The organism is Acinetobacter sp. CS-2 (genome assembly GCF_016599715.1).
In the GTDB taxonomy this organism is placed as follows: Bacteria; Pseudomonadota; Gammaproteobacteria; order Pseudomonadales; family Moraxellaceae; genus Acinetobacter.
Genome location: NZ_CP067019.1, coordinates 1,471,381 through 1,496,163 on the forward strand (window position 1 = coordinate 1,471,381; position 24,783 = coordinate 1,496,163).

The window sequence follows — 24,783 nt, forward strand, 5'->3', positions numbered from 1 at the left end:
CAAGTTATGAGTCTGTATGCTACCCAAGATGAAAAGAAACAAGCTGCTGCAAAAGCTGCTTTAAAACACTTGCCTAAAGGCGGGATTTTGGGGGTAGGTACAGGAAGTACTGTGAACTTCCTCATTGAATTATTGCCAGAATTGCAATTGGAAGCTGCAGTTGCCAGTTCTGAAGCCACTGCGCAGCGTCTGAAAAAATTAGGCATAGAAGTGGTGGATATGAACAGTGTTGGTGGTTTGGATGCTTATGTCGATGGTGCAGATGAAATTGACCGTCATATGCACATGATCAAAGGGGGCGGTGCTGCACTGACTCGTGAAAAAATTGTCGCTTCAATTGCGAAAAAATTCGTTTGTATTGTCGATGATTCTAAATGGGTAGAACAATTGGGCCGTGAATTCCCGCTTCCAGTTGAAGTCATTCCAATGGCGCGTTCTGCGGTAGCCCGTAAAATTGTAAGCTTGGGTGGCGATCCGGTTTATCGTGAAGGTGTAGTGACAGATAATGGCAATGTGATTTTAGATGTACATAATTTGAATATCTTAAATGCGCTGGAACTTGAAAAAACCATTAACAACATTCCGGGTGTGGTGTGTAATGGTATTTTTGCTTTGAATAAAGCTGATATTGCTGTAGTTGCAACAGACAATGGTATTGAAGAGCGTACTGCAGTTTAAGAAATCCTCCCTGACCCTCCTTTTTCAAAGGAGGGGAAGTTTGTAATTTAATAAGGCTCCTCGAAACTTTTAAAAGTTTGAACTTCCCCCTTTATCAAAGGGAGACTTTAAAGCCCCTCTTTGTAAAAGAGGGGTTTGGGGAGATTTTAAAAGAACAAAATGACCCTAAACGACCTACCTGAAATCCAGATTGTTCGTCATGCGCGAGCGAAGAATTTACGTTTACGTGTTGAGCCGACTCAGATTCGTTTAACTGCGCCGGTACTTTGCAGCAAACGACAAATTCAAAATTTTATAGATCAGTCTGAGCAATGGCTCATTCAAACTTGGCAGAAACAACAAGAAAAAATTGTTCAAATAGACAAAACTTTACCGAATGAATTACAGCTGTTTAATTTAGATCAGCCTTTACAGATTATTTATCAAAGCCAAAAGCATTGTTTTATTTTTGATGATGAAAATTTAAAACTTTTGATCAGTGATCGTCAGCCTGAACAATATTTAAAAGCGTTTGTAATCTCCTATGCAAAGCAGCATCTTCCGCTTTATTTGGGGGATGTGAGCCAAGAAAGTAATTTGAGTTTTGGTAAATGTGCGATTCGGCAGCCTAAAACACGATGGGGAAGTTGTACATCAAAGCATGACATTATGTTGAATAGCGGCTTGGTTCTATTTCCTGAAAAGATTACTCGTTATGTCTGTGTGCATGAATTAGCACATACCAAGCATTTTGATCATAGTCCGCATTTTTGGGCAGAAGTACAAAAACATGATGCCAATTATCAGCAGCATCGGAAAATTTTAAAAACTAATCCAATGCCGTATTGGTGGTGCAATTAAACTAATTGGGTTGATATACAGCATCACTTAAACATTACTCGGGTCATATTTGTAAGACTGTTTTAAATAGATGATTTTGAATTTCTAAACTGCTGTGAATAGCGGAATAGAGAAGAGTCTTTGAGAATTCATTTCAACATTTAGATAAAACTGAAGTTAAATATTTTTATCATTCTTACTTGGGAAATAGCCTAAGAAAATTAAATATTGCATATCTGTAAATTCAGTTAAAACAAACTATAAAAATTAGAATTTTGCTTAAACTAAATTGGAATAGATTTGTGCTAAGTTTGCTGATTTTTTATGTGTATTCCAGCATTATTCCTCTATTTAATTTTTATGCTGAGCATTCTCTATCCCATTTTACTGGATCATTCTATTTGTTATTGCATTGTTTTGGAGTATGGAAGAACCTGTTTCAAAATTCTGGCGACCACACGAATAGTACTTGGGGTAACTAGGCTATTTACCTATTAGAGATGTGATTGTATTCTTGGCTTTTCCGGGATTTTTATTTGCTGTCTACCTGTGTTGCTGAAGCTGGAAAGAGCTAAGTTCACAAACTGGAAACAGGACTGAGGAACAAATTCAAAATTTATAAAAAAACGTCAATCCTTTGAGAAATGGTTTAGAAAACCAAAACTTCCTGTCATACTACGCAGTTACGAAATGGACACTTTAGGTTTGAGGTAGTGATCGTGATTACTGTTGGTATTGTCGGTGGTACAGGTTATACAGGCGTTGAATTGTTGCGTCTTTTACTACGACACCCAAATGTACAGGTTAATGTACTGACATCACGTACCGAAAAAGGTCGCCGTGTCGATGACATGTTCCCAAGCTTGCGCGGTCATACCGATCTTGAATATTCAGATTTAAACATTGATGAACTGAAAAAATGCGATGTGGTTTTCTTTGCAACCCCTCATGGTGTAGCAATGAAACATGCAGCAGAACTTGTTGCAGCAAATACTAAAGTCATCGACTTGGCGGCGGATTTCCGTTTGCAAGACTTGGAACAATTTGAAAAATGGTATGGTCTTGAACATGCCTGCCCAGATATTTTAAAAGATTCAGTTTATGGTTTGTCAGAACTGAATCGTGACAAAATTAAACAAGCCAATGTAGTGGGTAACCCTGGGTGTTATCCAACTACAGTTCAGTTAGGCTTGGCACCATTATTTAAACAAACTGAAGCATTGGTGAAACCGGAAAGTATTATTATTGATGCAAAATCCGGCGTATCTGGTGCAGGGCGTAAAGCCAGCCTAGGTATGATTTATTCTGAAAATGCCGATAACTTTAAGGCTTATGGCGTGGCTGGTCACCGTCATCATCCTGAAATTGTGGAAGCACTGGAAAATATTTCCGGTCTTAAAGATGTATTTAATCACATTTTATTTGTACCGCATTTAGTTCCTATGATCCGCGGTATGCTGAGTACCATGTATGTGGACTTAACTGATGCAGGTGATGCTACCGATTTGCAAAGCTTGTATGAACAATTCTACGCCAATGAACAGTTTGTAGATGTAATGCCTGCCAACAGCTCACCTGAAACACGTTCGGTACGCGGTGCCAACCAGCTTCGAATTGCCTTGTATAAACCACAGCCTAAAAAACTGGTTGTGCTCTCTGTACAAGACAATTTGGTGAAAGGTGCGGCAGGACAGGCGGTACAAAATATGAACCTGATGTTTGGCTTTGCTGAGAATGCAGGTCTTGCAGGTATTGGCTTATTACCATAAAAAACGTTTTTCGACTTCACACACATTTGGATTTGGATTTAAATGTGTGTTTTGAATGAATCAAAATAAGAGATGACGATGCCGAATTCTGACTCAAATACTCCGTCACAACTGAATTTCCTCAGTAAAAAACCTTTTCTAAAGGGTAATTTACCGCTGGCAATTGGTGCGGCCATTCTTGTTCTGGGAAGTGGTTTACTGGGCTATTCAGTTGGACATCGGCAAGGTTTGACTGTGGTTGGCTATGAGGCGGATGCCGAACAGCTGGTCGAAGTAGTGCAAAAGCAAAAAGCCAGCTTGGAAATGCTGAATAAAAATTTGAATCTGGCAGTACAGGAGCGTGATGTTGCGGTCAGTAATTCAAATGATTTGTTTGCTGCTTTGAATCAGACACGTGAAGATAAAAGTCAGGCTGAAGGTTTGAGTGCAATTTACCGTGAAGTGTTGCGTCAGCGTGGTGGTTTAAGCCTGACCATACAAAATATCGGCATTAAACCCTTACCAGAAAATGCCTATGAATATCAACTTGATCTGGTTCAAATCAGTCCGAATAGACGGGGTGTTTCAGGAACTGTGGAGTTACGTTTAATTCAGGGTACTGAAGTTTTGGTGGTTCCTATGGAAGACAAAAACTTTAACTTTGAAGATTATGAACGTTTAACCGGACGCTGGACCATGCCTAACGGCTTTACACCACAATTCATTGAGGTGCGTTTAACCGGAGCAACAAGTACACCGTTAATTAAGCGTTTTAGTTGGGGACGTGGTAAACCTATAGAGAGTCAATCGGCATTTATTTCTGAAATTCCTCAAGCAGAAGCAAATGCACAATAAATGTGAATTAAAAATCCTATGCGAATGAATAAGCGTCATTATTGTTTAAACACCATCAAAAATTCTTTTCATCAATCGGGATATGTCGACTGGCATATTAGTCCACGCTTAAGTAATGATTCGCAGGATGACGCTGAAGGGACTGACGGGGATGTTGCAGTACAAACGGCTCCCCCTGAATTAAAGCGTCCCCCCTTATATGCTGTTGTTTTGATGAATGACGATTACACCCCTATGGATTTTGTAATTGAAATTTTACAACAATACTTTGCTTTGAATCTTGACCAAGCGACCCAAGTAATGCTAACTGTACATTATGAAGGGAAAGGTGTTGCAGGCGTTTATCCACGAGACATTGCGGAAACGAAAGCGAACCAAGTCAATAATTATGCTCGGTCTCAAGGTCATCCATTACTTTGTCAGATTGAGCCAAAAGATTAAGGGGATTACATGCTCAGTCGTCAATTAGAAGTATCATTACGTTTGGCTGTAAGCATGGCTCGTCAAAAGAGACATGAGTTTCTCACGGTTGAACATTTATTGTTGGCTTTACTTGATAATGACTCTGCAGTAAATGCATTAAAAGCATGTGGTGCAGACATTATCGTTCTTCGCAAGGAACTGGAAGAATATGTTGAGCAACACACCCCTAAATTAAGCGAACATAGTGATCAGGCACCACATCCGACGGAAAGCTTTGATCGTATTCTGCAACGTGCAATTTTCCATGTGCAATCAAGTGGTGGAGATCGAACTGTTGAAGGTGCAGACATTCTTGTTGCGATGTATTCTGAACGTGATTCTTTTGCGGTTTACTTGCTTAAACGTCATCAAATTAATCGTTTAACATTAACTCAATATTTATCGCATGGTACACGTAAAGAAGACGTACCTGCTGAAGAGGAAGTGGAAGAGCTGGATGGAGAAACATCGAGTTCTTCAAATGCCGGCCCACTCGATCTATATACCACTAACTTGAATGCAGAAGCACAAAAAGGTAAAACAGATCCTTTGATCGGGCGTGAAAAAGAAATTGAACGTGCAGCACAGATTTTATGTCGTCGCCGTAAAAATAATCCTTTGCTGGTTGGTGATCCGGGGGTTGGTAAAACCTCGATTGCAGAAGGACTGGCTTGGCTGATTGTTAATGGTAAAGCACCGAAGCCATTAGCCCATGCAGAAATATATAGTCTGGATATTGGAGCTCTGGTTGCAGGAACCAAGTACCGTGGTGACTTTGAAAAACGCTTGAAACAACTATTGAATGCGTTGAAAAAGAAACCGGAAGCTGTGCTGTTTATTGATGAAATTCACATGATTATTGGGGCTGGTTCAAGCATGGGCAGTACCATGGATGCATCAAACTTAATTAAACCGGCTTTATCGAATGGTTCGTTACGTTGTATCGGTTCAACCACGTTCCAAGAGTATCGCCAAGTTTTTGAAAAAGATCATGCCTTGTCACGTCGTTTTCAAAAAATTGATGTCAATGAGCCTTCAATTTCTGAAACCATTGATATTTTACGTGGCTTGAAATCGAAATTTGAAGATTTTCATCATGTCAAATATGATGATAAAGCACTGGTTTCAGCGGTAGAGCTATCAGCCAAGTTTATTAATGACCGTTTCTTGCCAGATAAAGCAATTGATGTAATTGATGAAGCAGGTGCTCAGCGCCATTTGAAAGCCGAGCAAGACGATACGTTAATCACGGTTGAAAATATTGAAGATATCATCTCCAAGATTGCCCGTATTCCACCGAAAACAGTATCGAAAGATGATAAAACGGTGCTTTCAAATCTGGAGCGTGATCTTAAACGTGTGGTCTTTGGTCAGGATGAAGCCATTGAAGCACTTGGTTCTGCAATTAAATTGTCGCGTGCGGGCTTGAAATCACCGGAGAAGCCTGTGGGTAGCTTTGTTTTTGCAGGCCCAACCGGGGTAGGTAAAACCGAAGTCACCAAACAGTTGGCAAAATTACTGGGTGTGGAACTGGTCCGTTTCGATATGTCGGAATACATGGAACGTCATGCAGTTTCACGTTTAATTGGTGCACCTCCGGGTTATGTGGGTTTTGATCAGGGCGGTTTGCTCACCGATGCTATTCATAAAAATCCACATTGCGTATTGTTGTTGGATGAAATTGAGAAAGCGCATCCTGATGTGTTTAATTTATTATTGCAGATTATGGATCATGGCTCGTTAACAGATAATAATGGTCGCAAGTCAGATTTCCGTAATGTGATTCTGGTTCTTACCACCAATATTGGTGCAGAAAGTATTTCACGTGCCAGCATTGGTTTTAGAGAACAAGATAATAGCAATGACAATCAGGAAGCAATGAAACGCGCATTCTCTCCAGAATTCCGTAACCGTCTGGATGGGGTGATTCAATTCAAGGCATTGCCAACCACAATTATTGAAAATGTCGTGGATAAATTCCTGACTGAACTTCAGGCGCAGCTGGATGATAAAAAAGTCATTCTTGAAGTGGATCAAAGTGCACGTGAATGGATGGCTGAAAATGGCTATGACCGTTTGATGGGTGCTCGTCCAATGCAGCGTCTGATTCAGGAACACCTGAAAAAACCGCTTGCCGAGATGATTCTCTTTGGTGAATTGGCAGAACATGGCGGCAATGTTGCAGTTTCAGTGAAGAAAGAGAATGGCAAAGCAGTCGGCCTTAAACTGGAAGTGTTTGAAGATCAGACTGCGGAACCTGCGTAATTAAAAATAACTCATAAAAAACCCGTGTTCGCACGGGTTTTTTATTTGCTTCAATCTAAATTTTTTGTGTTTGACCTCAAGTATGATTTTTAAAATCTTTAGAAAAATGAAATCGGATGTGACCTTTAATTTATGGATATTCAAATTACCAAAGTTTTAAACACGGTCTTTTTATTTCTTGTCACTGCTGTGATGGAAATTCTGGGGTGTTATTTTCCCTATCTTATTTTAAATCAGGGAAAAACTCAGTGGTTTTGGATTCCAGCGGTCCTGGCATTGGCTGCATTCGTCTGGTTACTCACTCTACATCCTGCTGCATCGGGACGAATTTACGCAGCCTATGGCGGAATTTATATTTTTACCGCACTGATGTGGTTAAGATTTGTTGATCAGGTGGCATTAAGTCGCTGGGATTTACTGGGCGGAATTGTAGTGATGATTGGGGCAATCATTATTATTTTACAACCACAAGGTTTGATACGTTAGTTAGCCTAACGTATCAGACGGCTTTTTAAAAAGAACATTCACTGTTCTTAATCTTAAAGTCATAGTTTTTACTTTCGGATGACAGCTTTAATTCAACATGATAGGGATTTACACGTTGAAATTCATTTTCAAACAACAAGTTGCAGTTCTGCAAAATATTTTTTCTCAGCAGTTTTTTGACTTCCTTTTCACCAACATCTTGGGCAAACTGGGTAAAATCAGGCGTGGTGATAATGCCTTCAATTTTTACCCCATTCGCGCTCATTTGGTATTTTTCCATCAGCATGTTTTGATCGATATGGAAAGGCAATGTGCGCGAATCTTCATCACTGATGACATCTAAAATCTCATTCAGCGCTTTATGGTCTTTAATTTTATAAGATGAATCTAGAATCTGCTTTTTAACAAAATATTGATCGAGCTCGGTGGCTTTGGCATGTGCGGTATTAAATATAAGAAAAGTGCTTAAACATAAAAATATTGTTTTAAATGGCATGATCATCATCACTGAGAATACTTATGATTTAAATTAAACAATTTATAGGCATAAAAAAAGCACCCGAAGGTACTTTTTTAGAAAACTTGAGGCTGAAAATTTAATCTTTCTTTAAATTTTCATTAATTAAGAATTCAATCAGTGCTTTTTGTGCATGCAGGCGGTTTTCAGCTTCATCCCAAACCACAGCATTTTTGTGATCGAGCATGTTTTCTGAGATTTCTTCGCCACGGTGAGCTGGCAAGCAGTGCATGAATAAGCAATCTGGGTGAGCAAGGTCCATTAAGCGTTCATTGACCTGATAATCAGCAAAGGCTTTTTCACGGATTTTTTGCTCTTCTTCCTGTCCCATGCTTGCCCAGACATCAGTCACAATCAGATCTGCATTTACCGCAGCATCTTCAGCTGAATCGACAAGTTCTACACAGTGGGCAAATTCAGTCAGGAATTTTTCTTGTGGTTCATAGCCTTTAGGCGCAGCAATTTTTAATTTAAAGCCCCACATGTGTGCAGCTTCAATATAAGAGTTGCACATGTTGTTGCCATCACCAATCCAGGCAACGGTTTTACCTTCAATTGAACCACGGTGTTCAAGGTAAGTTTGCATGTCAGCCAATAGTTGGCAAGGGTGGTGATCATCTGTTAATGCATTGATTACAGGTACTTTTGAGTAAGAAGCAAAACGCTCAACGATATCATGGCCGAAAGTACGGATCATTACGATATCCAGCATGCTTGATATTACGCGTGCCGAATCTTCAACTGGCTCACCGCGACCAAGTTGGGAGTCACGTGAAGAAAGAAAGATTGCGCTACCACCGAATTGACTCATGCCAGCTTCAAACGAAACACGTGTACGAGTACTCGATTTTTCAAAAATCATACCCATGACTTTACCAACGAAAGGTTGGAAAACTTCATTGTTATGCTGCTTACGCTTGAGTTCGATCCCGCGTTGCAAAATTTGGTTAAGTTCTAAAGTCGATAAATCACGTAAAGTTAGAAAGTGACGGAGAGCCATCATTTACTCCACAATAACCGCTGAAAATAAATTATCAGTAATTAGTTGCTGGTTGGTTAAGAAAAAAATACGGAATCGGCTAATATACTATATGCGAGGCAAATTGCAAAAAATCTAACGGGGTTGATGGCCTTCCAGAAAGCGATCTACACAATAAGTAATGTAATTGATGGTTTCTTGATCATTTTCACGAATTGGTACACCCATGAGCACGCACCATTCAATATTGCGGATAATGCCAAAATATAGTTGAGCAGAATAAATCGGTTGTTTACAGTGAATAATCCCGATTTCATCGGCTTTGGTTAGCGCATTGGCTATGGCGATTTGAATATGCTTTGGACCCTGTTCGTGAATGTAAAGAGCAAGCTGTGGGCTGCGCTGTGTCTGTTCAATAATTAAACGAAGGAAAGCTACATTTTCTGGAAGCATCAAGTGTTGCTTAACATTTATCAGGGTTTGGATTAAATAGACACGAAGATCATCTTTACCGTGTTCAAAAGGGATACAGATATCTTTAAAAAACTGTTCCCGACGATAATCACAAATTGCTTTGAATAAGCCTTCTTTATTGCCAAAGTATTTATAGATTGAAGCTTTAGATCCGCCTGCGTGTTGCACAATATCATCCAGTGATACTGCATCGTAACCACGTTCTAAAAACAGGTCGATTGCACTGACTAATAATGCCACACATCGCTCATGACCACGCTTGGTTGGTGGTATATCTTTACCTAAAGGAGCTAAATGGGCGATTTTATGCATATTGGATAAAAAACTAACAATTAAATAGGAGGGAGATTGTTATTATAACAAATATATGTACAGCGTGCTGTGTAGAAGTGTACTCGCGTACGGCATGATTTGAACTGAAAAAGTCATTTTTCAGAAAATAGCTCAAATTTAGCTTATTTAGCGTACAAAAAAGCTGTGTTTATCAAAAATAAATAATATCTAATATCACGAAAATTTATTGTGCAATAAATTTGAGAATTATTTGACTAAAGTTATAGAGTAAAAATTCTAAAGAGTCATGGCCAAACAGGGGTTTATGGATATACTCAAACTTCGATAAATAAAGTGAAACTGTGGAAAGGAAGATGACACAACAAATGTCTGCAGGCTTAAGATTTAGACAAGCACTGGAAGTTGAAAAGCCATTACAAATTATCGGCACAGTGAATGCCTATGCAGCCATGATGGCGAAAGAAGTGGGTTATAAAGCCATTTATGTATCGGGCGCAGGAGTTGCCAACTATTCTTACGGATTGCCTGACTTGGGTATGACCAGTTTGGACAATGTTCTGGAAGATGTACGTCGTATCACTGAGCGTGTCGATACGCCTTTACTTGTAGATATTGATACGGGATGGGGCGGAGCATTTAATATCGCCCGTACTGTTAAACAGATGATTGCAGCTGGTGCTGCAGCCGTTCATATTGAAGATCAGGTTGCACAAAAGCGTTGTGGTCACCGTCCAAACAAGGAAATTGTGACCCAGCAGGAAATGGTTGACCGTATTAAAGCAGCGGTGGATGCCAAGACTGATTCAAACTTTGTGGTGATGGCGCGTACCGATGCCTTGCAAAAAGAAGGTTTACAAGCGGTGATTGACCGTGCATGTGCATGTGTTGAAGCTGGTGCGGATGCGATCTTTGCTGAAGCGATGACTGACATTACTATGTATCGTACAGTGTGTGATGCTGTAGGTGTGCCTGTATTGGCAAATATTACCGAATTTGGTGATACGCCTTATTACACCGTAGACGAGTTGGGTGAACAAGGTATTCGTATGGTGCTTTATCCACTGTCTGCGACACGTGCAATGCAGAAAGCGGCATTGGAAGTGATGCGTTCTATCCGTGAAAACGGTACGCAAGTGAATGTATTAGACAAGATGCAACAGCGTAAAGAGCTTTACGAGTTTCTTGATTATCATACGTTTGAGAACACTTTAGATAAATTGTTTAAATAAATTTTTTAAATAAATAATTCAAAATGGAGAATTAAAAATGGCTGAAGGAAAAGTACTGACAGGTGCAGGATTACGTGGACAGGTTGCAGGTAAAACCGCACTTTCTACTGTTGGTAAGAGTGGTGCAGGCTTAACCTATCGTGGTTATGATGTGCAGGATCTGGCGGAAAATTGCCAATTTGAAGAAGTGGCTTATCTTATCTTCTTTGGTGAATTGCCAACGACTGAACAGCTTGCGGCTTATAAGGCCAAATTGAAATCTTTACGTCAGCTTCCACAAGCATTGAAAGAAGTGTTGGAGCGCATTCCGGCAGATTCACATCCAATGGATGTGATGCGTACCGGTGTGTCCATGCTGGGCAACTTGGAAACTGAAAAATCTTTTGCTGAGCAGCAAGATGTTGCTGACCGTATTTTGGCGACTTTACCTGCAATCATCTGCTATTGGTATCGTTATAGCCATGATGGTGTGCGCATTGAAGAAAATACTGATGATGATTCAATCGGTGCACAATTCCTGCATTTACTTCGTGGTGAAAAACCGAATGAGTTGCATGAACAGGTAATGAATGTATCGTTGATTCTTTATGCAGAGCATGAATTCAACGCATCTACATTTACTGCGCGTGTGTGTGCATCTACCTTGTCTGATATGCACTCTTGTATTACTGGTGCTATTGGTTCACTTCGTGGTCCATTACACGGTGGTGCCAACGAAGCAGCGATGGAAATGATTGAAAACTGGACCTCTCCAGAAGAAGCTGAACGCGAAATGCTGGGCAAGCTGGAGCGTAAAGAAAAGATTATGGGCTTTGGTCATGCCATCTATAAAGACAATGATCCGCGTAATGGTATCATCAAGATCTGGTCTGAGCGTTTAGCTCAAGATGTCGGTGATACCGTGCTTTATCCAGTATCAGTACGCTGTGAAGAGGTGATGTGGCGCGAGAAGAAACTGTTCTGTAATGCAGACTTCTTCCATGCCTCTGCTTACCACTTCATGGGGATTGCAACCAAACTGTTCACGCCAATCTTTGTGATGAGCCGTGTAACAGGCTGGGCAGCACATGTAATGGAACAGCGTGCAGACAACCGTATTATCCGTCCAAGTGCGGATTATACCGGCCCTGAACTGCGTAAAGTGGTTCCAATTGCAGAGCGTACTGCAGCTTAAGATAAAAGCATGAATAAAGCCTCTTCGGAGGCTTTATTTTTTTTGCAGTCAGTAAAACAGGATCTTCAATGGTGTAACCTGTTTCAAAAGGAATGCCCAGGTATTTAACCACCGCTAGAATTTTCTGTTGCCGGGGAATTTTGTAGACTTGAGAAATGTTTAATCCGTGGCGATAATCGATTGCCTGATGGATCTGGCTTTTCAAGCTTTTACTGCTGAGTTGGTAGGTATAAGTATATTTCGGAATATATTCTTTCGGGTCATACCAGGATTTCTCTTTAGAGGTGATTTTCTTTAACACCTGAATTTTGATGCTTGATTTAGGTAGTGGTGCAAGGGGGTTAAGCCGCTTTTTAATTTTTGCTATTTCCTTATCGAATTGCCGACTATCTTGGTCATAATCAATCTTCTTGGTTTTAGGATTAATATATAGCGAATTCACCTGAATCAGTTTTTGCGGCTGTTTGGTATTTTTTAACTGATAATAATAAAGTTGCGGCAGGCGACCACGACCATCAAGATAATGTCTCATTACATAAACTTTTTGCTCTTTGCCTTCATATCCCAAAACTTCGATATTTTGAGGACCACCTACGGTTGCAAAACTGCTGCATGGCAGCAGGATTAATCCGAATGTGAACATTTTGAGTTTAAACATCACTAAACACTCTGAATAAGTTTGATGATTTCATCTGCAATATATTGAGTTAAAACATCAAGGCGTTTTAATGGTGTGCCCTCAATAAAATATTGAAAATTGTGTATTTTATTTAAATATAAAATTGAGGTGAAAAATGTGCCTTCAGGTTTATTTTCTGTTGCACTACCACCGGGTTTCAGTAAGCCGGTACAGGCCACCACAAAATCCGCATGGGTAAATAACTTTTTGCCCTGTATCGCCATCGCTTCTGTAACTTCAGCAGACTCGGCGGTATATTTTTCTATAAGCTCAGCATCAATATGCAGGATATTGATCTTGATTGAGGGATCATAACTGACCAGCCCGCCCAGCAGAATCTCTGCACCACTATTCTTGCAAATAGAAAACTGACTGGAAAGATAGCCAGAACTGGCACTTTCAATAAAAGCAATTTTTAACTGATGTGTTTCGAGCAAATCACAACATTGTTTTAGCATGGGTTTGTGTCTCAAAATCTACACTATTTAGTTCAAATTTTTTTGTCTTAGGTGGACTTCACTCAAATATGTTGAAAGACAAAAATCAGTTTTTCATTTTTCGGCTCGTGCTTTTTAAATTGATGTTCTTTGTGCTTAACTTTATCTCGATCGTTTTTAAATAAAAAGTTTATTTAGAATCTATAAATTATTTTCGATCCCTGGTAAACCACAATAAAAAACCCGCCATAAAGACGGGTGTTTGAAACTGACTGAATTTATTGATCCAATGCAGGTGTTGCCGCAGCAATTGCCGCAGCTACTGCATCATCTTCAGACTGAGCTTCATTATTTGATTTGGCGGGGGCTTCTGAAGCAGGTTTCTGTTGAGCTTTTGGTGCTTCAGCTTGAGCAGTTTCAGTTGTAGTCTGTTGAGGAGCTTCACGCACTTCACGACGAATGACTGTAGTTGTATTTGGCGTTTCTTCACGTTCAACTTCTACCTGGGCTGGAGCTTGAGCGTTGTTATCTTCCATAGCTTCCAAAGGTACGGCTTCTGCAGGTTGATTTACTTGTTCCGTTGTTTCAACCTGTTCTTGCTCATCTTCTTTTGGAGTTTCTTTTTTTACACATGCTGTTAAAAGTAAACTTGCTGCAATAGCACCACAAAGTAAAAGTTTGTTATTCATAATCGCACAAAATAAAGCATTAATTGGATGTTGCTATTATAACAGCAAATACAAATATAAAAATCCTATCAGCTTACCCTAATTTTTTATCGGAAATGCTGATAGAATAACCAATTGTTTATTGTTCTATGAATTGATGCGGAATGACTTTGCTTTATTGGTATAGAGTAAAGTAAAATCGCACAACATTGTAGGCCAATTTAGGCTCCATTGTACGAGAAACTTAATGACCCATTTTATTTTCGTTACTGGTGGTGTTGTATCATCACTAGGTAAAGGTATTTCAGCTGCATCTGTGGCTGCGCTTTTAGAAGCCCGTGGTTTAAAAGTGACCATGGTCAAAATGGATCCATACATTAATGTCGATCCAGGAACGATGAGTCCGTTCCAACACGGTGAAGTTTTTGTCACAGAGGATGGTGCTGAAACTGACTTAGACTTGGGTTATTACGAACGTTTCTTACGTCGTGCGAAAATGACCAAACTGAACAACTTCACATCAGGTCGTGTTTATCAGGATGTTTTAAATAAAGAACGTCGTGGTGACTATCTGGGTGGTACTGTTCAGGTTATTCCTCATATTACCGATAATATTAAAGAACGTGTTCTTCGCGCTGGCGAAGGCTATGATGTCGCAATTGTAGAAATTGGCGGAACAGTAGGTGACATCGAATCTCTCCCGTTCATGGAATCTGTACGTCAGTTAATGGTAGAACTTGGTCATAAACGTACCATGTTGATGCACTTGACTTTACTTCCATACATCAAATCAGCAGCAGAACTGAAAACCAAACCGACTCAGCACTCTGTGAAAGAGTTGTTATCGATTGGTATTCAACCAGATATTTTAATCTGCCGTACCGAGCATGATGTTGATGCAGATACAACCCGTAAAATTGCATTATTCACTAACGTGGAAGCGCGTGCGGTTGTGGTCTGTAAAGATGCACGTACTATTTATCAAATCCCGCGTACGTTCTATGAACAGGATGTTGACGATTTAATTTGTGAACGTTTTGGTTATAACGACCTGCCTGAAGCGGATCTTTCAGACTGGGACAACGTCGTAGAAGCCTTATTAAACCCTGAATACACAGTTCATGTTGCCATGGTGGGTAAATATGTTGAGCTTCCAGATGCATATAAATCTGTAAACGAAGCACTTCTTCATGCGGGCATTAAAAACCGCGTTAAAGTCCAAATTGACTATGTCAATGCTGAAGATCTTGAAAGCCAAGATGTGAATGAAGCGCTTAAAGATGCGGATGCCATTCTGGTTCCGGGCGGTTTTGGTGAGCGTGGCACTGAAGGCAAAATGCTGGCAATCAAATATGCACGTGAAAACGGTGTGCCATTCCTTGGTATCTGTTTAGGTATGCAGTTGGCAGTGATCGAATACGCGCGTAACGTAGCGGGTATCACTGATGCGTCTTCCACAGAATTTAACCGTTCAACTAAATCACCATTGATTGGTCTGATCACTGAATGGCTGGATGAGCGTGGTGAAGTTCAACAGCGTTCTGTAGATTCTGATCTTGGCGGAACCATGCGTCTAGGTGCGCAAAAATCTGAGCTGGTTGCAGGTACAAAAACTGCAGAAGTTTATGGTTCTACAGAAATTATCGAACGTCACCGTCACCGTTACGAAATGAACAACCGTTTCATTCCTGCCCTAGAAGAGAAAGGTCTGAAGATTTCAGGTTATTCACCAGTACAACATTTGGTAGAAACAGTTGAAATTCCTCAACATCCTTGGTTTATTGCTGTACAATTCCACCCGGAATTTACAAGTTCACCACGTGATGGGCACCCATTATTTGCCAGCTTTATTGATGCTGCGAAAAAACAGTACCGAAAAACCAAATAATGGCTGGGCAAGACTAAACTAGGAAAGTTTAAATGTCGCAATTAAAACCACAAGAAATTGTACGTTTAGGCGATATACAAATGGCAAATCATTTGCCATTTGTATTATTCGGCGGAATGAATGTACTTGAGTCAAAAGACCTTGCTTTTGAAATTGCAGAAACTTATGTTGATATCTGCAAACGTCTGGAAATTCCTTACGTGTTTAAAGCAAGTTTTGATAAAGCCAACCGTTCAAGCTTGAACTCTTTCCGTGGCCCAGGCTTGGAAAAAGGGATCGAGTGGTTAGCAGACATTAAAAAACACTTCAATGTACCCATCATTACTGATGTACATGAACCTTATCAGGCTGCACCTGTTGCTGAAGTGGCGGATATTATCCAGCTTCCAGCATTCTTGAGTCGTCAGACTGATCTGGTTGAAGCCATGGCAAAAACCGATGCCATCATCAACATCAAAAAAGCCCAGTTCCTTGCGCCACATGAAATGCGTCATATTCTGCATAAGTGTCTGGAAGCCGGAAATGACAAGCTGATTCTTTGTGAACGTGGTTCGGCATTTGGCTATAACAACCTGGTTGTAGACATGCTGGGCTTCGACATCATGAAAGAAATGAATGTGCCTGTATTCTTTGATGTCACCCACGCGCTGCAAACTCCAGGTGGGCGTGCAGATTCTGCGGGTGGTCGCCGTGCGCAAATTACCACTTTGGCTCGTGCGGGTATGGCCACTGGTCTGGCGGGTTTATTTTTGGAAGCTCATCCAGATCCTGAACATGCTAAATGTGATGGTCCTTGTGCACTTCGTATGTCGCAACTGGAGCCATTCTTGGCGCAGCTGAAAGAATTGGATACCTTGGTTAAAGGTTTCAAAAAGTTAGATACACACTAAATCATATACACCTTGATGCCTTCTAAAGCATCGCGTTATTCATCAACTGAGGAATTGTTCATGAGTCAAATCGTTGACATTCGTGCACGTGAAATTTTGGACTCTCGTGGTAACCCAACCATCGAAGCAGACGTAATCTTGGCATCTGGCGTAGTTGGCCGTGCATGTGCACCATCTGGTGCTTCAACTGGTTCTCGTGAAGCTTTAGAACTTCGTGACGGCGATAAAGCGCGTTACTTGGGTAAAGGCGTTAAAACAGCAGTTAACAACGTTAACACAGTAATTCGTGACGCATTGTTGGGTAAATCAGTCTTTGAACAAAAAGATATTGATAACACAATGATCGCGCTTGACGGTACAGAAAACAAAGAAAAACTAGGTGCGAACGCAACTCTAGCGGTATCTTTGGCTGCTGCACGTGCTGCTGCTGACGAAAAGAAAATTCCCCTTTTCCAATACATCGCAGATCTTCGTAATAACAGCATTTTAACTATGCCTGTTCCAATGATGAACATCTTGAATGGTGGTTCACACGCAGACAACAATGTTGACATTCAAGAGTTTATGATTGAGCCAGTCGGCTTTACTTCATTCTCTGAAGCGTTACGTGCGGGTGCTGAAATCTTCCATTCTTTAAAATCAGTTTTAAAGAAACAAGGTTTAAATACAGCAGTGGGTGATGAAGGTGGTTTTGCACCAAACTTACGTTCAAATGAAGAAGCGATTACTGTAATCCTTTCTGCAATTGAGCAAACGGGTTATAAAGCGGGTTCTGACATCATGCTTGCACTTGACTGCGCATCTTCAGAATTTTACAAAAATGGCCAGTACATTCTTGCTGGCGAAGGTAACAAAGCATTCACAAGCAACCAGTTCTCTGACTACCTTGCGGGTCTTGTAAACCAATATCCAATTATCTCGATTGAAGATGGTCTGGATGAGTCTGATTGGGAAGGCTGGTCTTACTTGACTTCTATCCTTGGCGACAAGATCCAGTTGGTAGGCGATGATTTATTCGTAACCAATCCTAAGATTTTACAACGCGGTATCAACGAGAAAGTTGCTAACTCTATCTTGATCAAATACAACCAGATCGGTACCTTGACTGAAACTCTAGATGCTATCTATCTTGCGAAAGCAAATGGTTACTCTACAGTAATTTCTCACCGTTCAGGCGAAACTGAAGATTCGACTATTGCTGATCTTGCAGTAGGTACAGCAGCGGGTCAAATCAAGACAGGTTCACTTTGCCGTTCTGACCGTGTAGCAAAATATAACCAATTACTTCGTATCGAAGAATTGACTAAAGCTGCATATCGCGGTAAAGCTGAGTTCAAAGGTTTGAACTAAGCACATATCATGCTATCTCTATTCAATGTATTTGACTCCAAAGTGAGTAAAGCATTATTGTGCCTTGCGATCATTTTGATCGCAGGGTTTCAGTACTTATTCTGGTTTGGTGAAGGTGGTTACCATGACCATCAAAAACTGGCTGAAAAAATTCAACAACAAACAGAATTAAATACGGAACTTAAAGAACGTAACCGAGTTCTCGCTGCTGAAGTTTATGACTTGAAAAATGGTATTGAAGCCATTGAAGAGCATGCGCGTTTAGACTTGGGCTTAATCAAGCCGCATGAAACTTTTGTGCAAATGAGTACTATTAGTACAAACTATAAGCCTATTTATATTGATCCAAATGCCAAAGCAGATTTAAGAACCAATGAAAATGAAACTGGAGCACCCGTAGAAAGTGCACCATAAAATTTGGGCAGTTATTCCTGCTGCTGGTTCCGGAAGTCGTTTTTCTAAAACTGACCTTAAACAATATCAACAGATTCAAGATCGAACCGTACTTGAGCATACCGTTGCACGTCTGAATCAGTTACCTCTGGCGGGTTATGTTCTTGCTATTGGGGTACAGGATGATGTTGCAAAAACCTTGACATTCTCTCATCATGAAAAGGCTCATTTTTGTCCGGGTGGCGCAGAACGGGTGAATTCTGTTCTGAATGCCTTAAGCTATCTTGAAGCATTTGCAGCTGAAGAGGATTGGGTATTTGTACATGATGCTGCGCGTCCTTGTGTGACCCAAGACTGTTTGCAGAGTTTAGTGAATACGGCTATTCAGGAAAATTGCAGTGCGATTTTGGCGATTCCCGTACGTGACACCTTAAAATATGTTGCACAGGCAAATGCAATTGCCAAGACAGTTAGTCGCGACCATTTATGGCAAGCTCAGACACCCCAAATCTCAAGATTAGGTATCTTAAAACATGCCATTGAAAAAGCATTGCAGGATGGTATGACCATTACCGATGAAGCCAGTGCTCTGGAATATGTGGGCGAACCAGTAAAAGTGGTACAGGGCCGATCAGATAATATTAAAATTACCTATGCCGATGATCTGGAGTTGGCACGTTTAATATTAGCCTCCCAGCAAGTAGTTTAAAGTCTACAAGATAAAAATGCAGAAATATGGGACTTAATGATGTTATTTAAACACTTTAAACTTATAATTTGCGCTGTCTCTAGCTTGTTCAAATATTTCAAATGATACCATCCCCCCAGTATCGTTTTTTACGTCACTCTTTACGTGATGGTAGAAGCATTAAACATGACTCATCCAGATGGGCCAAATTACACTTAGATCCATGGCTGCTTTCTTTTCTGGTATTGAATTCAATATTGGGATTGATGGTGGTCTATAGCGCAACCCTGCAAGATAGCAGTATGGTGATTCGTCAGGCGACCAGTTTTGGTGTCGGTTTCATCCTCATGTTTTTATGTGCCCAGGTTCCGCCAAAAGTTTATCAGGCGGTCAGTCCATATTTTTATATGCTGGGCATGGTGCTACTGGTGCTGGTTCTGGTGATTGGTGATACGCGTTTGGGGGCAAAGCGTTGGCTGACGGTTCCGGGCATTGGCAGTATGCAGCCCAGTGAAATCATGAAATTTGCCATGCCGCTGATGATGGCATGGTATTTTTCACGTCGTGTATTTCCACCTACGTTTTTGCAGATCGTGACTGGACTCATCCTGATGATGATTCCGTTTGTACTGGTGGCACTACAACCAGATTTGAACATTGGTCTGATTATTCCCGGTGTTTTTGTCTTGTTCCTATGTGGCATGTCTTGGCGTTTGATTTTGGGAGCCCTAACGGCTTTGGCTGTTGCAGCACCGGTTTTATGGATGTTTGTACTGCAAACCTATCAAAAGAAACGTATCTTGACCTTATTTGATCCTGAGTCCGATGCATTGGGCGCTGGCTGGAACATCATCCAGTCCAAAATTGCTATTGGTTCTGGGGGGTTAACCGGGAAAGGATATTTGACCGGTACTCAGTCGCATTTGGGTTACTTGCCTGAACATCATACCGACTTCATTATGTCTGCCTATGCTGAAGAATATGGCTTTGTCGGGGTATTTTTATTATTTAGTCTGTTTGCTGCAATTATTATTCGTTGCTTGATGATTGGCTTGAATAGTTTTCATAATTTTGGACGCTTATATGCGGGTGCTATCGGACTGACGTTCTTTTTCTTTGTATTTTTAAACTCGGGCATGGCCAGCGGAATTTTACCTGTAACTGGGGACCCTCTGCCACTGATGAGTTATGGTGGCTCGGCAGTAATTTCGTTACTGGCGAGTATGGGGATTGTGATGTCGATCCATACCCATCGTTGATGTTGATATTAATATTGAAAAGCTAGATTTGATCTAGCTTTTTTGTTTTGTGGGAACATACATGGATTTATTTGAACAATCTTTGCTGATGATGGATGAGCTAAATAGGGAACTGGAAAGTTCTGAATTAATGGATGGGCTTATGCGATTAGATCTGGTTTATCAGTGTTGTTATATTTCGATAGAACATAGTGTGGCTGTTAAGTCCTTATTAAAAGAAAAACTTTATACATCCGCACTCGCATTGTTTCGTATTCAATTTGAGTCTGTTGTGCGTGCTTATTGGATATTATTTGCAGCAACGGATGAGCAAGTGTGTGAGTTGGGCGTGCTGGATTCAATAGAGCAGCTTACTTTAAAGGAACATAAAAGTATTAGCCCGTTTTACTGCAACGCCGATGATTGAAGCTTTGAAGGAAATTCAGGAAATCAAGCATATTGTCGCTCAACTCGAAGAGTTCAAGTTATTCTCTTTGGATTATCTTAATTCAATTGTACATAGTGGGAAGCAAACATTTTTGCGTCACACCTTTGGTTTGGGTGATGAACACAAAAAATTGATTATTAAGCAATCTAACAATTTAACGATGATGAGTGCACAGATTTATTTAAAACATACATTGCCTGATTGTCAAAAGCTTATTCAGATTTTTCTTCAAAAGTATCGTGAATGTTTTATGTTGCCTGAGGATATATCGAAAGAAGAGCGGGAAAAGATTTTAGCGCGTTATAAGTAGATGTAAAAAAGCCCACAAATGTGGGCTTTTTAGAACGTTTAAAGAATTAGGTGAGGAACCAGGTGTAATAACCCCAGATCATCAATGGCCATGCGATATATGGACTAAATAGCCATTTCCACAGCCAAAACTTAGGCAGAAATCCTACGCCGTAAATAAATCCACCTGAAATGCCAATCATGATCATCATCAAGGCTCTATGATTATAGTGACCATTGGCATCGAGCATGAGGGCTGGGTGAATTAGCAACACCGTAGCAAGAGGCAATGCCATCAAAAATGAAATGGCCATTACAAATTTATTTGGCTTGCTTCCTTCTGCTGTCATTGCGATCTCTGTCATTGTTTATTCCTCATCCAAATCTTGATGATGTTCGATATAAAGGGCACTTAATACGCCTGCAAAGCACGCCATTAAAATCCCGAGAATCCATGCGAAATACCACATAATTTTATCTCCTAAAACACAGCCTTAGTACAGGCTGTGTGAATTCTCTTGAATATGTTTTTTGGTAATTACGCCCCACATCTTATAGTAACACCAAGTGGTGTAACTCAAAATAATTGGAACAAAAATACAGGCAGCAACAGTCATTACAGTCAGTGTGTTTTTACTTGATACGGCATCCCACATGGTCAAGCTGGCAACAGGGTTGATGCTTGAAGGCATAAGGAATGGGAACAATGCAAAACCAGCTGTTAAAATTGCCCCAATTACCATCAGCGATGTACCCAGGAAGCTTAAACCTGCTTTGGCTTTCGCAGCAGCGGCAATTACAATCAGGCTTCCCAAGATTGCCATGATCGGTGCAATCATAGTGATTGGGTAAGTCGAGTAGTTATTCATCCAGCCATGGTTGCCATTGGTAATGACTTCTTTGGCAAGAGGGTTTGCAACTCCATTGGTATCAAATGGTTGCGCTAAAGTATAACCTTCAATATTACCGAAGTATAACCATGCTCCAGCGCCCAGGAAGCAAACCAAGAATACCACACCCATCAATTGAGTTGCTTTGGCAGAACGTGCATGTAAGTCGCCATCGGTACGAAGCATCAACCACGCACCACCATGCGCACTCAGCATGGATAAGCTGACAATACCACAAACCAGAGCAAATGGATTGAGTAGGGCAAAGAAGCTACCAGTATAAGTTGAACGTACGGTTTCATCTAAAGTAAACGGCACACCCAGGAACATATTACCAAAGGCAACACCGAAGACTAAAGCAGGAACTGCACCACCAACAGCCAAACCCCAGTCCCAAGAGTTACGCCATTTTTTGTTCTCAAGTTTAGAGCGGTAGTCAAAACCTACAGGTCTTAAGAACAGGGCAAACAGTACCAGTAATAGTGCCCAGTACATACCGGAGAATGCTGTTGCATAAACCATTGGCCATGCAGCAAACAGTGCGCCACCAGCTGTAATGAACCAAACCTGGTTACCGTCCCAGTGCGGGGCAATGGTATTGATTGCTGCACGACGCTCTTCATCGTTTTTGCCCACGAATGGCATGATTGCCATAGAGCCCATATCGAAGCCATCGGTGAGGGCAAAGCCAATCAGTAGTACACCTACCAAAACCCACCAGATTATTTTGAGTAATTCATATTCGATCATGATTGAGCCTCCGCAGCAGCGTGGTTTTGATCAGCGCCTTTTTCAAAGTGGTATTTACCAGTATGTAAAGAACTTGGACCTAAGCGAGCGAATTTGATCATCAAGTACATTTCGATAATTAGAAGTACTGTATAGAACGCTGCAAGTGCCAGGATTGAACCCCAAATATCACCAGTGCTTAAGCTTGAAGCAGAAAGATGTGTAGGTAGAACCTCACCAATTGTCCATGGTTGACGACCACCTTCAGCCACATACCAGCCAGTTTGTGTAGCAATCCATGGTAATGGTAAGCCGTAAAGCGCAAATTTAAGTAACCAAGGTTTGCTTTCTGCATTACGTTTAGCGACTGCAAAAGTTGCAAGGACAAACAGAAGCAGCATCAAGAAACCAGAAGCCACCATGGCACGGAACGAGAAGAACAGGGCAGTTACGTTAGGAACAGTATCTTTGGTTGCTGCTTTGATTTGCTCTTCAGAAGCATCTACTACATTTGGTGTGTATTTTTTAAGAAGTAAGCCATAGCCCAAGTCTTTCTGATTTTCTTTGAACGAAGCCATAAGTGCTGGTGAGCGGTCGCCTGCACGAAGTTTTTCAAGTTCGGCATATGCAGTCATACCATTACGGATACGAAGCTCATGTTGAACCATCAGGTCTTTCAGGCCAGTTACTTCTTTATCAAGCGAACGTGTTGCAATGATACCCATCACATATGGAATTTTGATGGCGTAGTCAGTGCGTTGTTCTTCCCGATTTGGAATACCAAACAATGTAAATGGAGCAGGTGCTGGGTGAGTTTCCCATTCTGCTTCAATTGCAGCCAATTTGGTTTTTTGTACATCACCCAGTTCATAACCTGATTCATCACCTAGTAAAATAACTGAGAATGTAGAGGCTAAACCAAAGATTGCCGCAATAGCGAAAGAACGGCGCGCGAAAGGTAAATCACGTTTTTTGAGCATGTAGAAACTGGAAATCGCTAAAACGAAAACGGCACCAGTGACATAACCTGAAGATACTGTATGGACAAATTTAACCTGAGCCACCGGGTTGAAAATCAGTGCGCCGAAGTCAACCAGCTCCATACGCATGGTTTCAAAGTTGAACTCTGCGCCCACAGGGTTTTGCATCCAGCCATTGGCGACTAAAATCCAAAGTGCCGACATGTTGGAACCCAGTGCAACCAGCCAGGTCACGCCTAAATGCTGAACTTTGGAAAGCCGGTCCCAGCCGAAGAAGAATAGACCAATAAAAGTCGATTCCAAGAAAAATGCCATTAATCCTTCAATAGCGAGTGGCGCACCAAAAATGTCACCGACATAATGCGAATAGTACGCCCAGTTTGTACCAAACTGGAACTCCATGGTTAAACCTGTGGTAACACCTAAGGCAAAGTTAATACCAAAAAGTTTTCCCCAGAACTTAGTCATGTCCTTATAAATTTCTTTACCGGAAATCACATAGGTGGTTTCCATAATGGCAAGAATAAAAGCCAGACCAAGTGTAAGAGGTACAAATATAAAGTGATACAACGCGGTCATTGCAAATTGGAACCGCGAAAGATCGACCACGCTTTCAGAAATCATCAACGTGTCTCCTTGATTTGGGAAGGGCTGCCAGCAATATGCTCGGCAACTTGAGTGTCAAAATTTTGAGGAATAGTAGGGGCATCGAACCAGATGTGTTTAATCGTCAGTAGGAGAGCAACCTTGATTATTAATATGATTGCGATCTCTCGAACTAAACGTTGATTGTAATCTTTCGGTATTAAGCTCATACAAATAAGCCTATTTTGTTAAACTTGATCTATATTATTAAACAAAAAATAACTAAAAATAAATAGATGAAACAATTAAAATAAAAATATATTATATTTGTTTTTTAAAACAATAATTTATGTTAAGGTTGTGATAAAAAATATACTGATTTTTTGCGATTATTAAGTTGACTAAAACACTGCGTATTTAATTTTTAATTCTGACTAAAATACTTATATATACTTTTAACTCCAACTAAAACACTTGTATCTTTTTAGGGGATATAAATAATTAATTGATAATTATTCTTGTTTGAAATTCCATTTAATATGTTTTATATAAATCCAATTAAACACCTTGACTTAAAATGCAGGAGGAATGAGAGAGGAAGTTAAAATTCTTGCCTCAAAAAAAAGACCACACGAATGTGGTCTTTTTAATA

The 24,783-nt window shown here is 40.6% G+C and carries 27 protein-coding genes and 1 pseudogene; 17 read left to right on the forward strand and 11 right to left on the reverse strand.

Features of this window, described 5'->3' with window-relative positions:
• The first annotated feature begins 6 nt into the window (after positions 1–6).
• The 7 genes from rpiA (at position 7) to JFY49_RS07350 (ending at position 7,313) form a co-directional block, all read left to right on the forward strand.
• Positions 7–678, forward strand: coding sequence for a ribose-5-phosphate isomerase RpiA (gene rpiA / locus JFY49_RS07320; RefSeq protein ID WP_180176311.1), 672 nt, complete (start codon positions 7–9; stop codon positions 676–678).
• Between the two features lie 159 nt (positions 679–837).
• Positions 838–1,518, forward strand: coding sequence for a M48 family metallopeptidase (locus JFY49_RS07325; RefSeq protein WP_200224656.1), 681 nt, complete (start codon positions 838–840; stop codon positions 1,516–1,518).
• A 692-nt stretch (positions 1,519–2,210) separates the two neighbouring features.
• Positions 2,211–3,266, forward strand: coding sequence for an N-acetyl-gamma-glutamyl-phosphate reductase (gene argC, locus JFY49_RS07330; RefSeq protein WP_200224657.1), 1,056 nt, complete (start codon positions 2,211–2,213; stop codon positions 3,264–3,266).
• A gap of 78 nt (positions 3,267–3,344) precedes the next feature.
• Positions 3,345–4,100, forward strand: a complete 756-nt coding sequence (locus JFY49_RS07335; RefSeq protein ID WP_200224658.1) for a DUF6776 family protein — start codon at positions 3,345–3,347, stop codon at positions 4,098–4,100.
• An 18-nt stretch (positions 4,101–4,118) separates the two neighbouring features.
• A complete protein-coding gene (clpS, locus tag JFY49_RS07340) occupies positions 4,119–4,541 on the forward strand; it encodes an ATP-dependent Clp protease adapter ClpS (protein WP_200224659.1) in 423 nt (140 codons plus the stop codon).
• A 9-nt stretch (positions 4,542–4,550) separates the two neighbouring features.
• Positions 4,551–6,827, forward strand: coding sequence for an ATP-dependent Clp protease ATP-binding subunit ClpA (clpA, locus tag JFY49_RS07345; RefSeq protein WP_200224660.1), 2,277 nt, complete (start codon positions 4,551–4,553; stop codon positions 6,825–6,827).
• Positions 6,828–6,959: 132 nt separating this feature from the next.
• The gene (locus JFY49_RS07350) at positions 6,960–7,313 is read left to right on the forward strand and encodes a YnfA family protein (RefSeq protein WP_166168362.1); all 354 of its coding nucleotides are present in this window, start codon (positions 6,960–6,962) and stop codon (positions 7,311–7,313) included.
• A gap of 25 nt (positions 7,314–7,338) precedes the next feature.
• Here JFY49_RS07350 and JFY49_RS07355 read toward each other — a convergent pair whose 3' ends face one another.
• The 3 genes from JFY49_RS07355 to JFY49_RS07365 form a co-directional block, all read right to left on the reverse strand.
• The gene (locus tag JFY49_RS07355) at positions 7,339–7,809 is read right to left on the reverse strand and encodes a hypothetical protein (RefSeq protein WP_200224662.1); all 471 of its coding nucleotides are present in this window, start codon (positions 7,807–7,809) and stop codon (positions 7,339–7,341) included.
• A 100-nt stretch (positions 7,810–7,909) separates the two neighbouring features.
• Positions 7,910–8,830, reverse strand: a complete 921-nt coding sequence (gene argF / locus JFY49_RS07360; protein ID WP_200224663.1) for an ornithine carbamoyltransferase — start codon at positions 8,828–8,830, stop codon at positions 7,910–7,912.
• 114 nt (positions 8,831–8,944) lie between these two features.
• Positions 8,945–9,595, reverse strand: a complete 651-nt coding sequence (locus JFY49_RS07365; RefSeq protein WP_200224664.1) for a TetR/AcrR family transcriptional regulator — start codon at positions 9,593–9,595, stop codon at positions 8,945–8,947.
• Positions 9,596–9,930: 335 nt separating this feature from the next.
• Between JFY49_RS07365 and prpB the strand changes: the two genes are divergently transcribed.
• Both prpB and prpC read left to right on the forward strand, forming a co-directional pair.
• Positions 9,931–10,806, forward strand: coding sequence for a methylisocitrate lyase (gene prpB, locus JFY49_RS07370; RefSeq protein ID WP_086174234.1), 876 nt, complete (start codon positions 9,931–9,933; stop codon positions 10,804–10,806).
• A gap of 37 nt (positions 10,807–10,843) precedes the next feature.
• Positions 10,844–11,980, forward strand: coding sequence for a 2-methylcitrate synthase (prpC, locus tag JFY49_RS07375; protein WP_200224665.1), 1,137 nt, complete (start codon positions 10,844–10,846; stop codon positions 11,978–11,980).
• 46 nt (positions 11,981–12,026) lie between these two features.
• Here the strand turns inward: prpC and JFY49_RS07380 are convergent.
• From JFY49_RS07380 to JFY49_RS07390, 3 genes and pseudogenes are all read right to left on the reverse strand, one after another.
• Positions 12,027–12,638, reverse strand: a pseudogene (locus JFY49_RS07380) (aminotransferase); the annotation flags it as partial.
• 2 nt (positions 12,639–12,640) lie between these two features.
• A complete protein-coding gene (locus JFY49_RS07385) occupies positions 12,641–13,117 on the reverse strand; it encodes a CinA family protein (protein WP_200224666.1) in 477 nt (158 codons plus the stop codon).
• A gap of 257 nt (positions 13,118–13,374) precedes the next feature.
• Positions 13,375–13,785, reverse strand: a complete 411-nt coding sequence (locus JFY49_RS07390; RefSeq protein ID WP_200224667.1) for an internalin — start codon at positions 13,783–13,785, stop codon at positions 13,375–13,377.
• 226 nt (positions 13,786–14,011) lie between these two features.
• Here JFY49_RS07390 and JFY49_RS07395 point away from each other — a divergent pair, with 226 nt between their 5' ends.
• From JFY49_RS07395 to JFY49_RS07430, 8 genes are all read left to right on the forward strand, one after another.
• The gene (locus JFY49_RS07395; protein WP_200224669.1) at positions 14,012–15,652 is read left to right on the forward strand and encodes a CTP synthase; all 1,641 of its coding nucleotides are present in this window, start codon (positions 14,012–14,014) and stop codon (positions 15,650–15,652) included.
• 32 nt (positions 15,653–15,684) lie between these two features.
• Complete coding sequence (kdsA, locus tag JFY49_RS07400; protein ID WP_086196319.1) at positions 15,685–16,542, forward strand: 3-deoxy-8-phosphooctulonate synthase; 858 nt, start codon at positions 15,685–15,687, stop codon at positions 16,540–16,542.
• Positions 16,543–16,602: 60 nt separating this feature from the next.
• Positions 16,603–17,892 (forward strand): phosphopyruvate hydratase, encoded by a 1,290-nt coding sequence (gene eno / locus JFY49_RS07405; RefSeq protein WP_200224670.1) that lies wholly within the window; start codon positions 16,603–16,605, stop codon positions 17,890–17,892.
• A 9-nt stretch (positions 17,893–17,901) separates the two neighbouring features.
• Positions 17,902–18,306, forward strand: coding sequence for a cell division protein FtsB (gene ftsB / locus JFY49_RS07410; protein ID WP_200224671.1), 405 nt, complete (start codon positions 17,902–17,904; stop codon positions 18,304–18,306).
• Positions 18,296–18,994 (forward strand): 2-C-methyl-D-erythritol 4-phosphate cytidylyltransferase, encoded by a 699-nt coding sequence (gene ispD / locus JFY49_RS07415; protein ID WP_200224672.1) that lies wholly within the window; start codon positions 18,296–18,298, stop codon positions 18,992–18,994. Before ftsB ends, ispD begins: the two co-directional genes overlap by 11 nt.
• 101 nt (positions 18,995–19,095) lie before the next feature.
• Positions 19,096–20,232, forward strand: coding sequence for a rod shape-determining protein RodA (gene rodA / locus JFY49_RS07420; RefSeq protein ID WP_166168392.1), 1,137 nt, complete (start codon positions 19,096–19,098; stop codon positions 20,230–20,232).
• A 61-nt stretch (positions 20,233–20,293) separates the two neighbouring features.
• A complete protein-coding gene (locus JFY49_RS07425) occupies positions 20,294–20,638 on the forward strand; it encodes a DUF6988 family protein (protein WP_200224673.1) in 345 nt (114 codons plus the stop codon).
• Positions 20,631–20,969, forward strand: a complete 339-nt coding sequence (locus JFY49_RS07430; RefSeq protein WP_200224675.1) for a DUF6988 family protein — start codon at positions 20,631–20,633, stop codon at positions 20,967–20,969. Before JFY49_RS07425 ends, JFY49_RS07430 begins: the two co-directional genes overlap by 8 nt.
• Positions 20,970–21,015: 46 nt before the next feature.
• Here JFY49_RS07430 and JFY49_RS07435 read toward each other — a convergent pair whose 3' ends face one another.
• From JFY49_RS07435 to cydP, 5 genes are read right to left on the reverse strand one after another with little or no spacing between them, the layout of a single operon-like run.
• Positions 21,016–21,312 (reverse strand): cyd operon YbgE family protein, encoded by a 297-nt coding sequence (locus JFY49_RS07435; protein WP_086196312.1) that lies wholly within the window; start codon positions 21,310–21,312, stop codon positions 21,016–21,018.
• Between the two features lie 3 nt (positions 21,313–21,315).
• Positions 21,316–21,417: a cytochrome bd-I oxidase subunit CydX gene (cydX, locus tag JFY49_RS07440; protein ID WP_002120988.1), complete on the reverse strand. Its 102-nt coding sequence runs from the start codon at positions 21,415–21,417 to the stop codon at positions 21,316–21,318.
• A gap of 24 nt (positions 21,418–21,441) precedes the next feature.
• Positions 21,442–22,587, reverse strand: a complete 1,146-nt coding sequence (gene cydB, locus JFY49_RS07445) for a cytochrome d ubiquinol oxidase subunit II (RefSeq protein WP_086196311.1) — start codon at positions 22,585–22,587, stop codon at positions 21,442–21,444.
• The gene (locus JFY49_RS07450; RefSeq protein WP_166168401.1) at positions 22,584–24,170 is read right to left on the reverse strand and encodes a cytochrome ubiquinol oxidase subunit I; all 1,587 of its coding nucleotides are present in this window, start codon (positions 24,168–24,170) and stop codon (positions 22,584–22,586) included. The genes cydB and JFY49_RS07450 overlap by 4 nt, the downstream gene beginning before the upstream one ends.
• The gene (gene cydP / locus JFY49_RS07455; protein ID WP_086196309.1) at positions 24,170–24,361 is read right to left on the reverse strand and encodes a cytochrome oxidase putative small subunit CydP; all 192 of its coding nucleotides are present in this window, start codon (positions 24,359–24,361) and stop codon (positions 24,170–24,172) included. Before cydP ends, JFY49_RS07450 begins: the two co-directional genes overlap by 1 nt.
• Positions 24,362–24,783: the final 422 nt, after the last annotated feature.

Excerpts from the sequence above, each read along its gene's own strand:
- rpiA (WP_180176311.1), top strand. The coding sequence starts at position 7 with ATGAGTCTGTATGCTACCCAAGATGAAAAGAAACAAGCTGCTGCAAAA.
- JFY49_RS07325 (WP_200224656.1), top strand. The coding sequence starts at position 838 with ATGACCCTAAACGACCTACCTGAAATCCAGATTGTTCGTCATGCGCGA.
- JFY49_RS07335 (WP_200224658.1), top strand. The coding sequence starts at position 3,345 with ATGCCGAATTCTGACTCAAATACTCCGTCACAACTGAATTTCCTCAGT.
- clpS (WP_200224659.1), top strand. The coding sequence starts at position 4,119 with ATGCGAATGAATAAGCGTCATTATTGTTTAAACACCATCAAAAATTCT.
- clpA (WP_200224660.1), top strand. The coding sequence starts at position 4,551 with ATGCTCAGTCGTCAATTAGAAGTATCATTACGTTTGGCTGTAAGCATG.
- JFY49_RS07350 (WP_166168362.1), top strand. The coding sequence starts at position 6,960 with ATGGATATTCAAATTACCAAAGTTTTAAACACGGTCTTTTTATTTCTT.
- JFY49_RS07355 (WP_200224662.1), bottom strand. The coding sequence starts at position 7,809 with ATGCCATTTAAAACAATATTTTTATGTTTAAGCACTTTTCTTATATTT.
- argF (WP_200224663.1), bottom strand. The coding sequence starts at position 8,830 with ATGGCTCTCCGTCACTTTCTAACTTTACGTGATTTATCGACTTTAGAA.
- JFY49_RS07365 (WP_200224664.1), bottom strand. The coding sequence starts at position 9,595 with ATGCATAAAATCGCCCATTTAGCTCCTTTAGGTAAAGATATACCACCA.
- prpB (WP_086174234.1), top strand. The coding sequence starts at position 9,931 with ATGACACAACAAATGTCTGCAGGCTTAAGATTTAGACAAGCACTGGAA.
- prpC (WP_200224665.1), top strand. The coding sequence starts at position 10,844 with ATGGCTGAAGGAAAAGTACTGACAGGTGCAGGATTACGTGGACAGGTT.
- JFY49_RS07385 (WP_200224666.1), bottom strand. The coding sequence starts at position 13,117 with ATGCTAAAACAATGTTGTGATTTGCTCGAAACACATCAGTTAAAAATT.
- JFY49_RS07390 (WP_200224667.1), bottom strand. The coding sequence starts at position 13,785 with ATGAATAACAAACTTTTACTTTGTGGTGCTATTGCAGCAAGTTTACTT.
- JFY49_RS07395 (WP_200224669.1), top strand. The coding sequence starts at position 14,012 with ATGACCCATTTTATTTTCGTTACTGGTGGTGTTGTATCATCACTAGGT.
- kdsA (WP_086196319.1), top strand. The coding sequence starts at position 15,685 with ATGTCGCAATTAAAACCACAAGAAATTGTACGTTTAGGCGATATACAA.
- eno (WP_200224670.1), top strand. The coding sequence starts at position 16,603 with ATGAGTCAAATCGTTGACATTCGTGCACGTGAAATTTTGGACTCTCGT.
- ftsB (WP_200224671.1), top strand. The coding sequence starts at position 17,902 with ATGCTATCTCTATTCAATGTATTTGACTCCAAAGTGAGTAAAGCATTA.
- rodA (WP_166168392.1), top strand. The coding sequence starts at position 19,096 with ATGATACCATCCCCCCAGTATCGTTTTTTACGTCACTCTTTACGTGAT.
- JFY49_RS07425 (WP_200224673.1), top strand. The coding sequence starts at position 20,294 with ATGGATTTATTTGAACAATCTTTGCTGATGATGGATGAGCTAAATAGG.
- JFY49_RS07430 (WP_200224675.1), top strand. The coding sequence starts at position 20,631 with ATGATTGAAGCTTTGAAGGAAATTCAGGAAATCAAGCATATTGTCGCT.
- JFY49_RS07435 (WP_086196312.1), bottom strand. The coding sequence starts at position 21,312 with ATGACAGAGATCGCAATGACAGCAGAAGGAAGCAAGCCAAATAAATTT.
- cydX (WP_002120988.1), bottom strand. The coding sequence starts at position 21,417 with ATGTGGTATTTCGCATGGATTCTCGGGATTTTAATGGCGTGCTTTGCA.
- cydB (WP_086196311.1), bottom strand. The coding sequence starts at position 22,587 with ATGATCGAATATGAATTACTCAAAATAATCTGGTGGGTTTTGGTAGGT.
- JFY49_RS07450 (WP_166168401.1), bottom strand. The coding sequence starts at position 24,170 with ATGATTTCTGAAAGCGTGGTCGATCTTTCGCGGTTCCAATTTGCAATG.
- cydP (WP_086196309.1), bottom strand. The coding sequence starts at position 24,361 with ATGAGCTTAATACCGAAAGATTACAATCAACGTTTAGTTCGAGAGATC.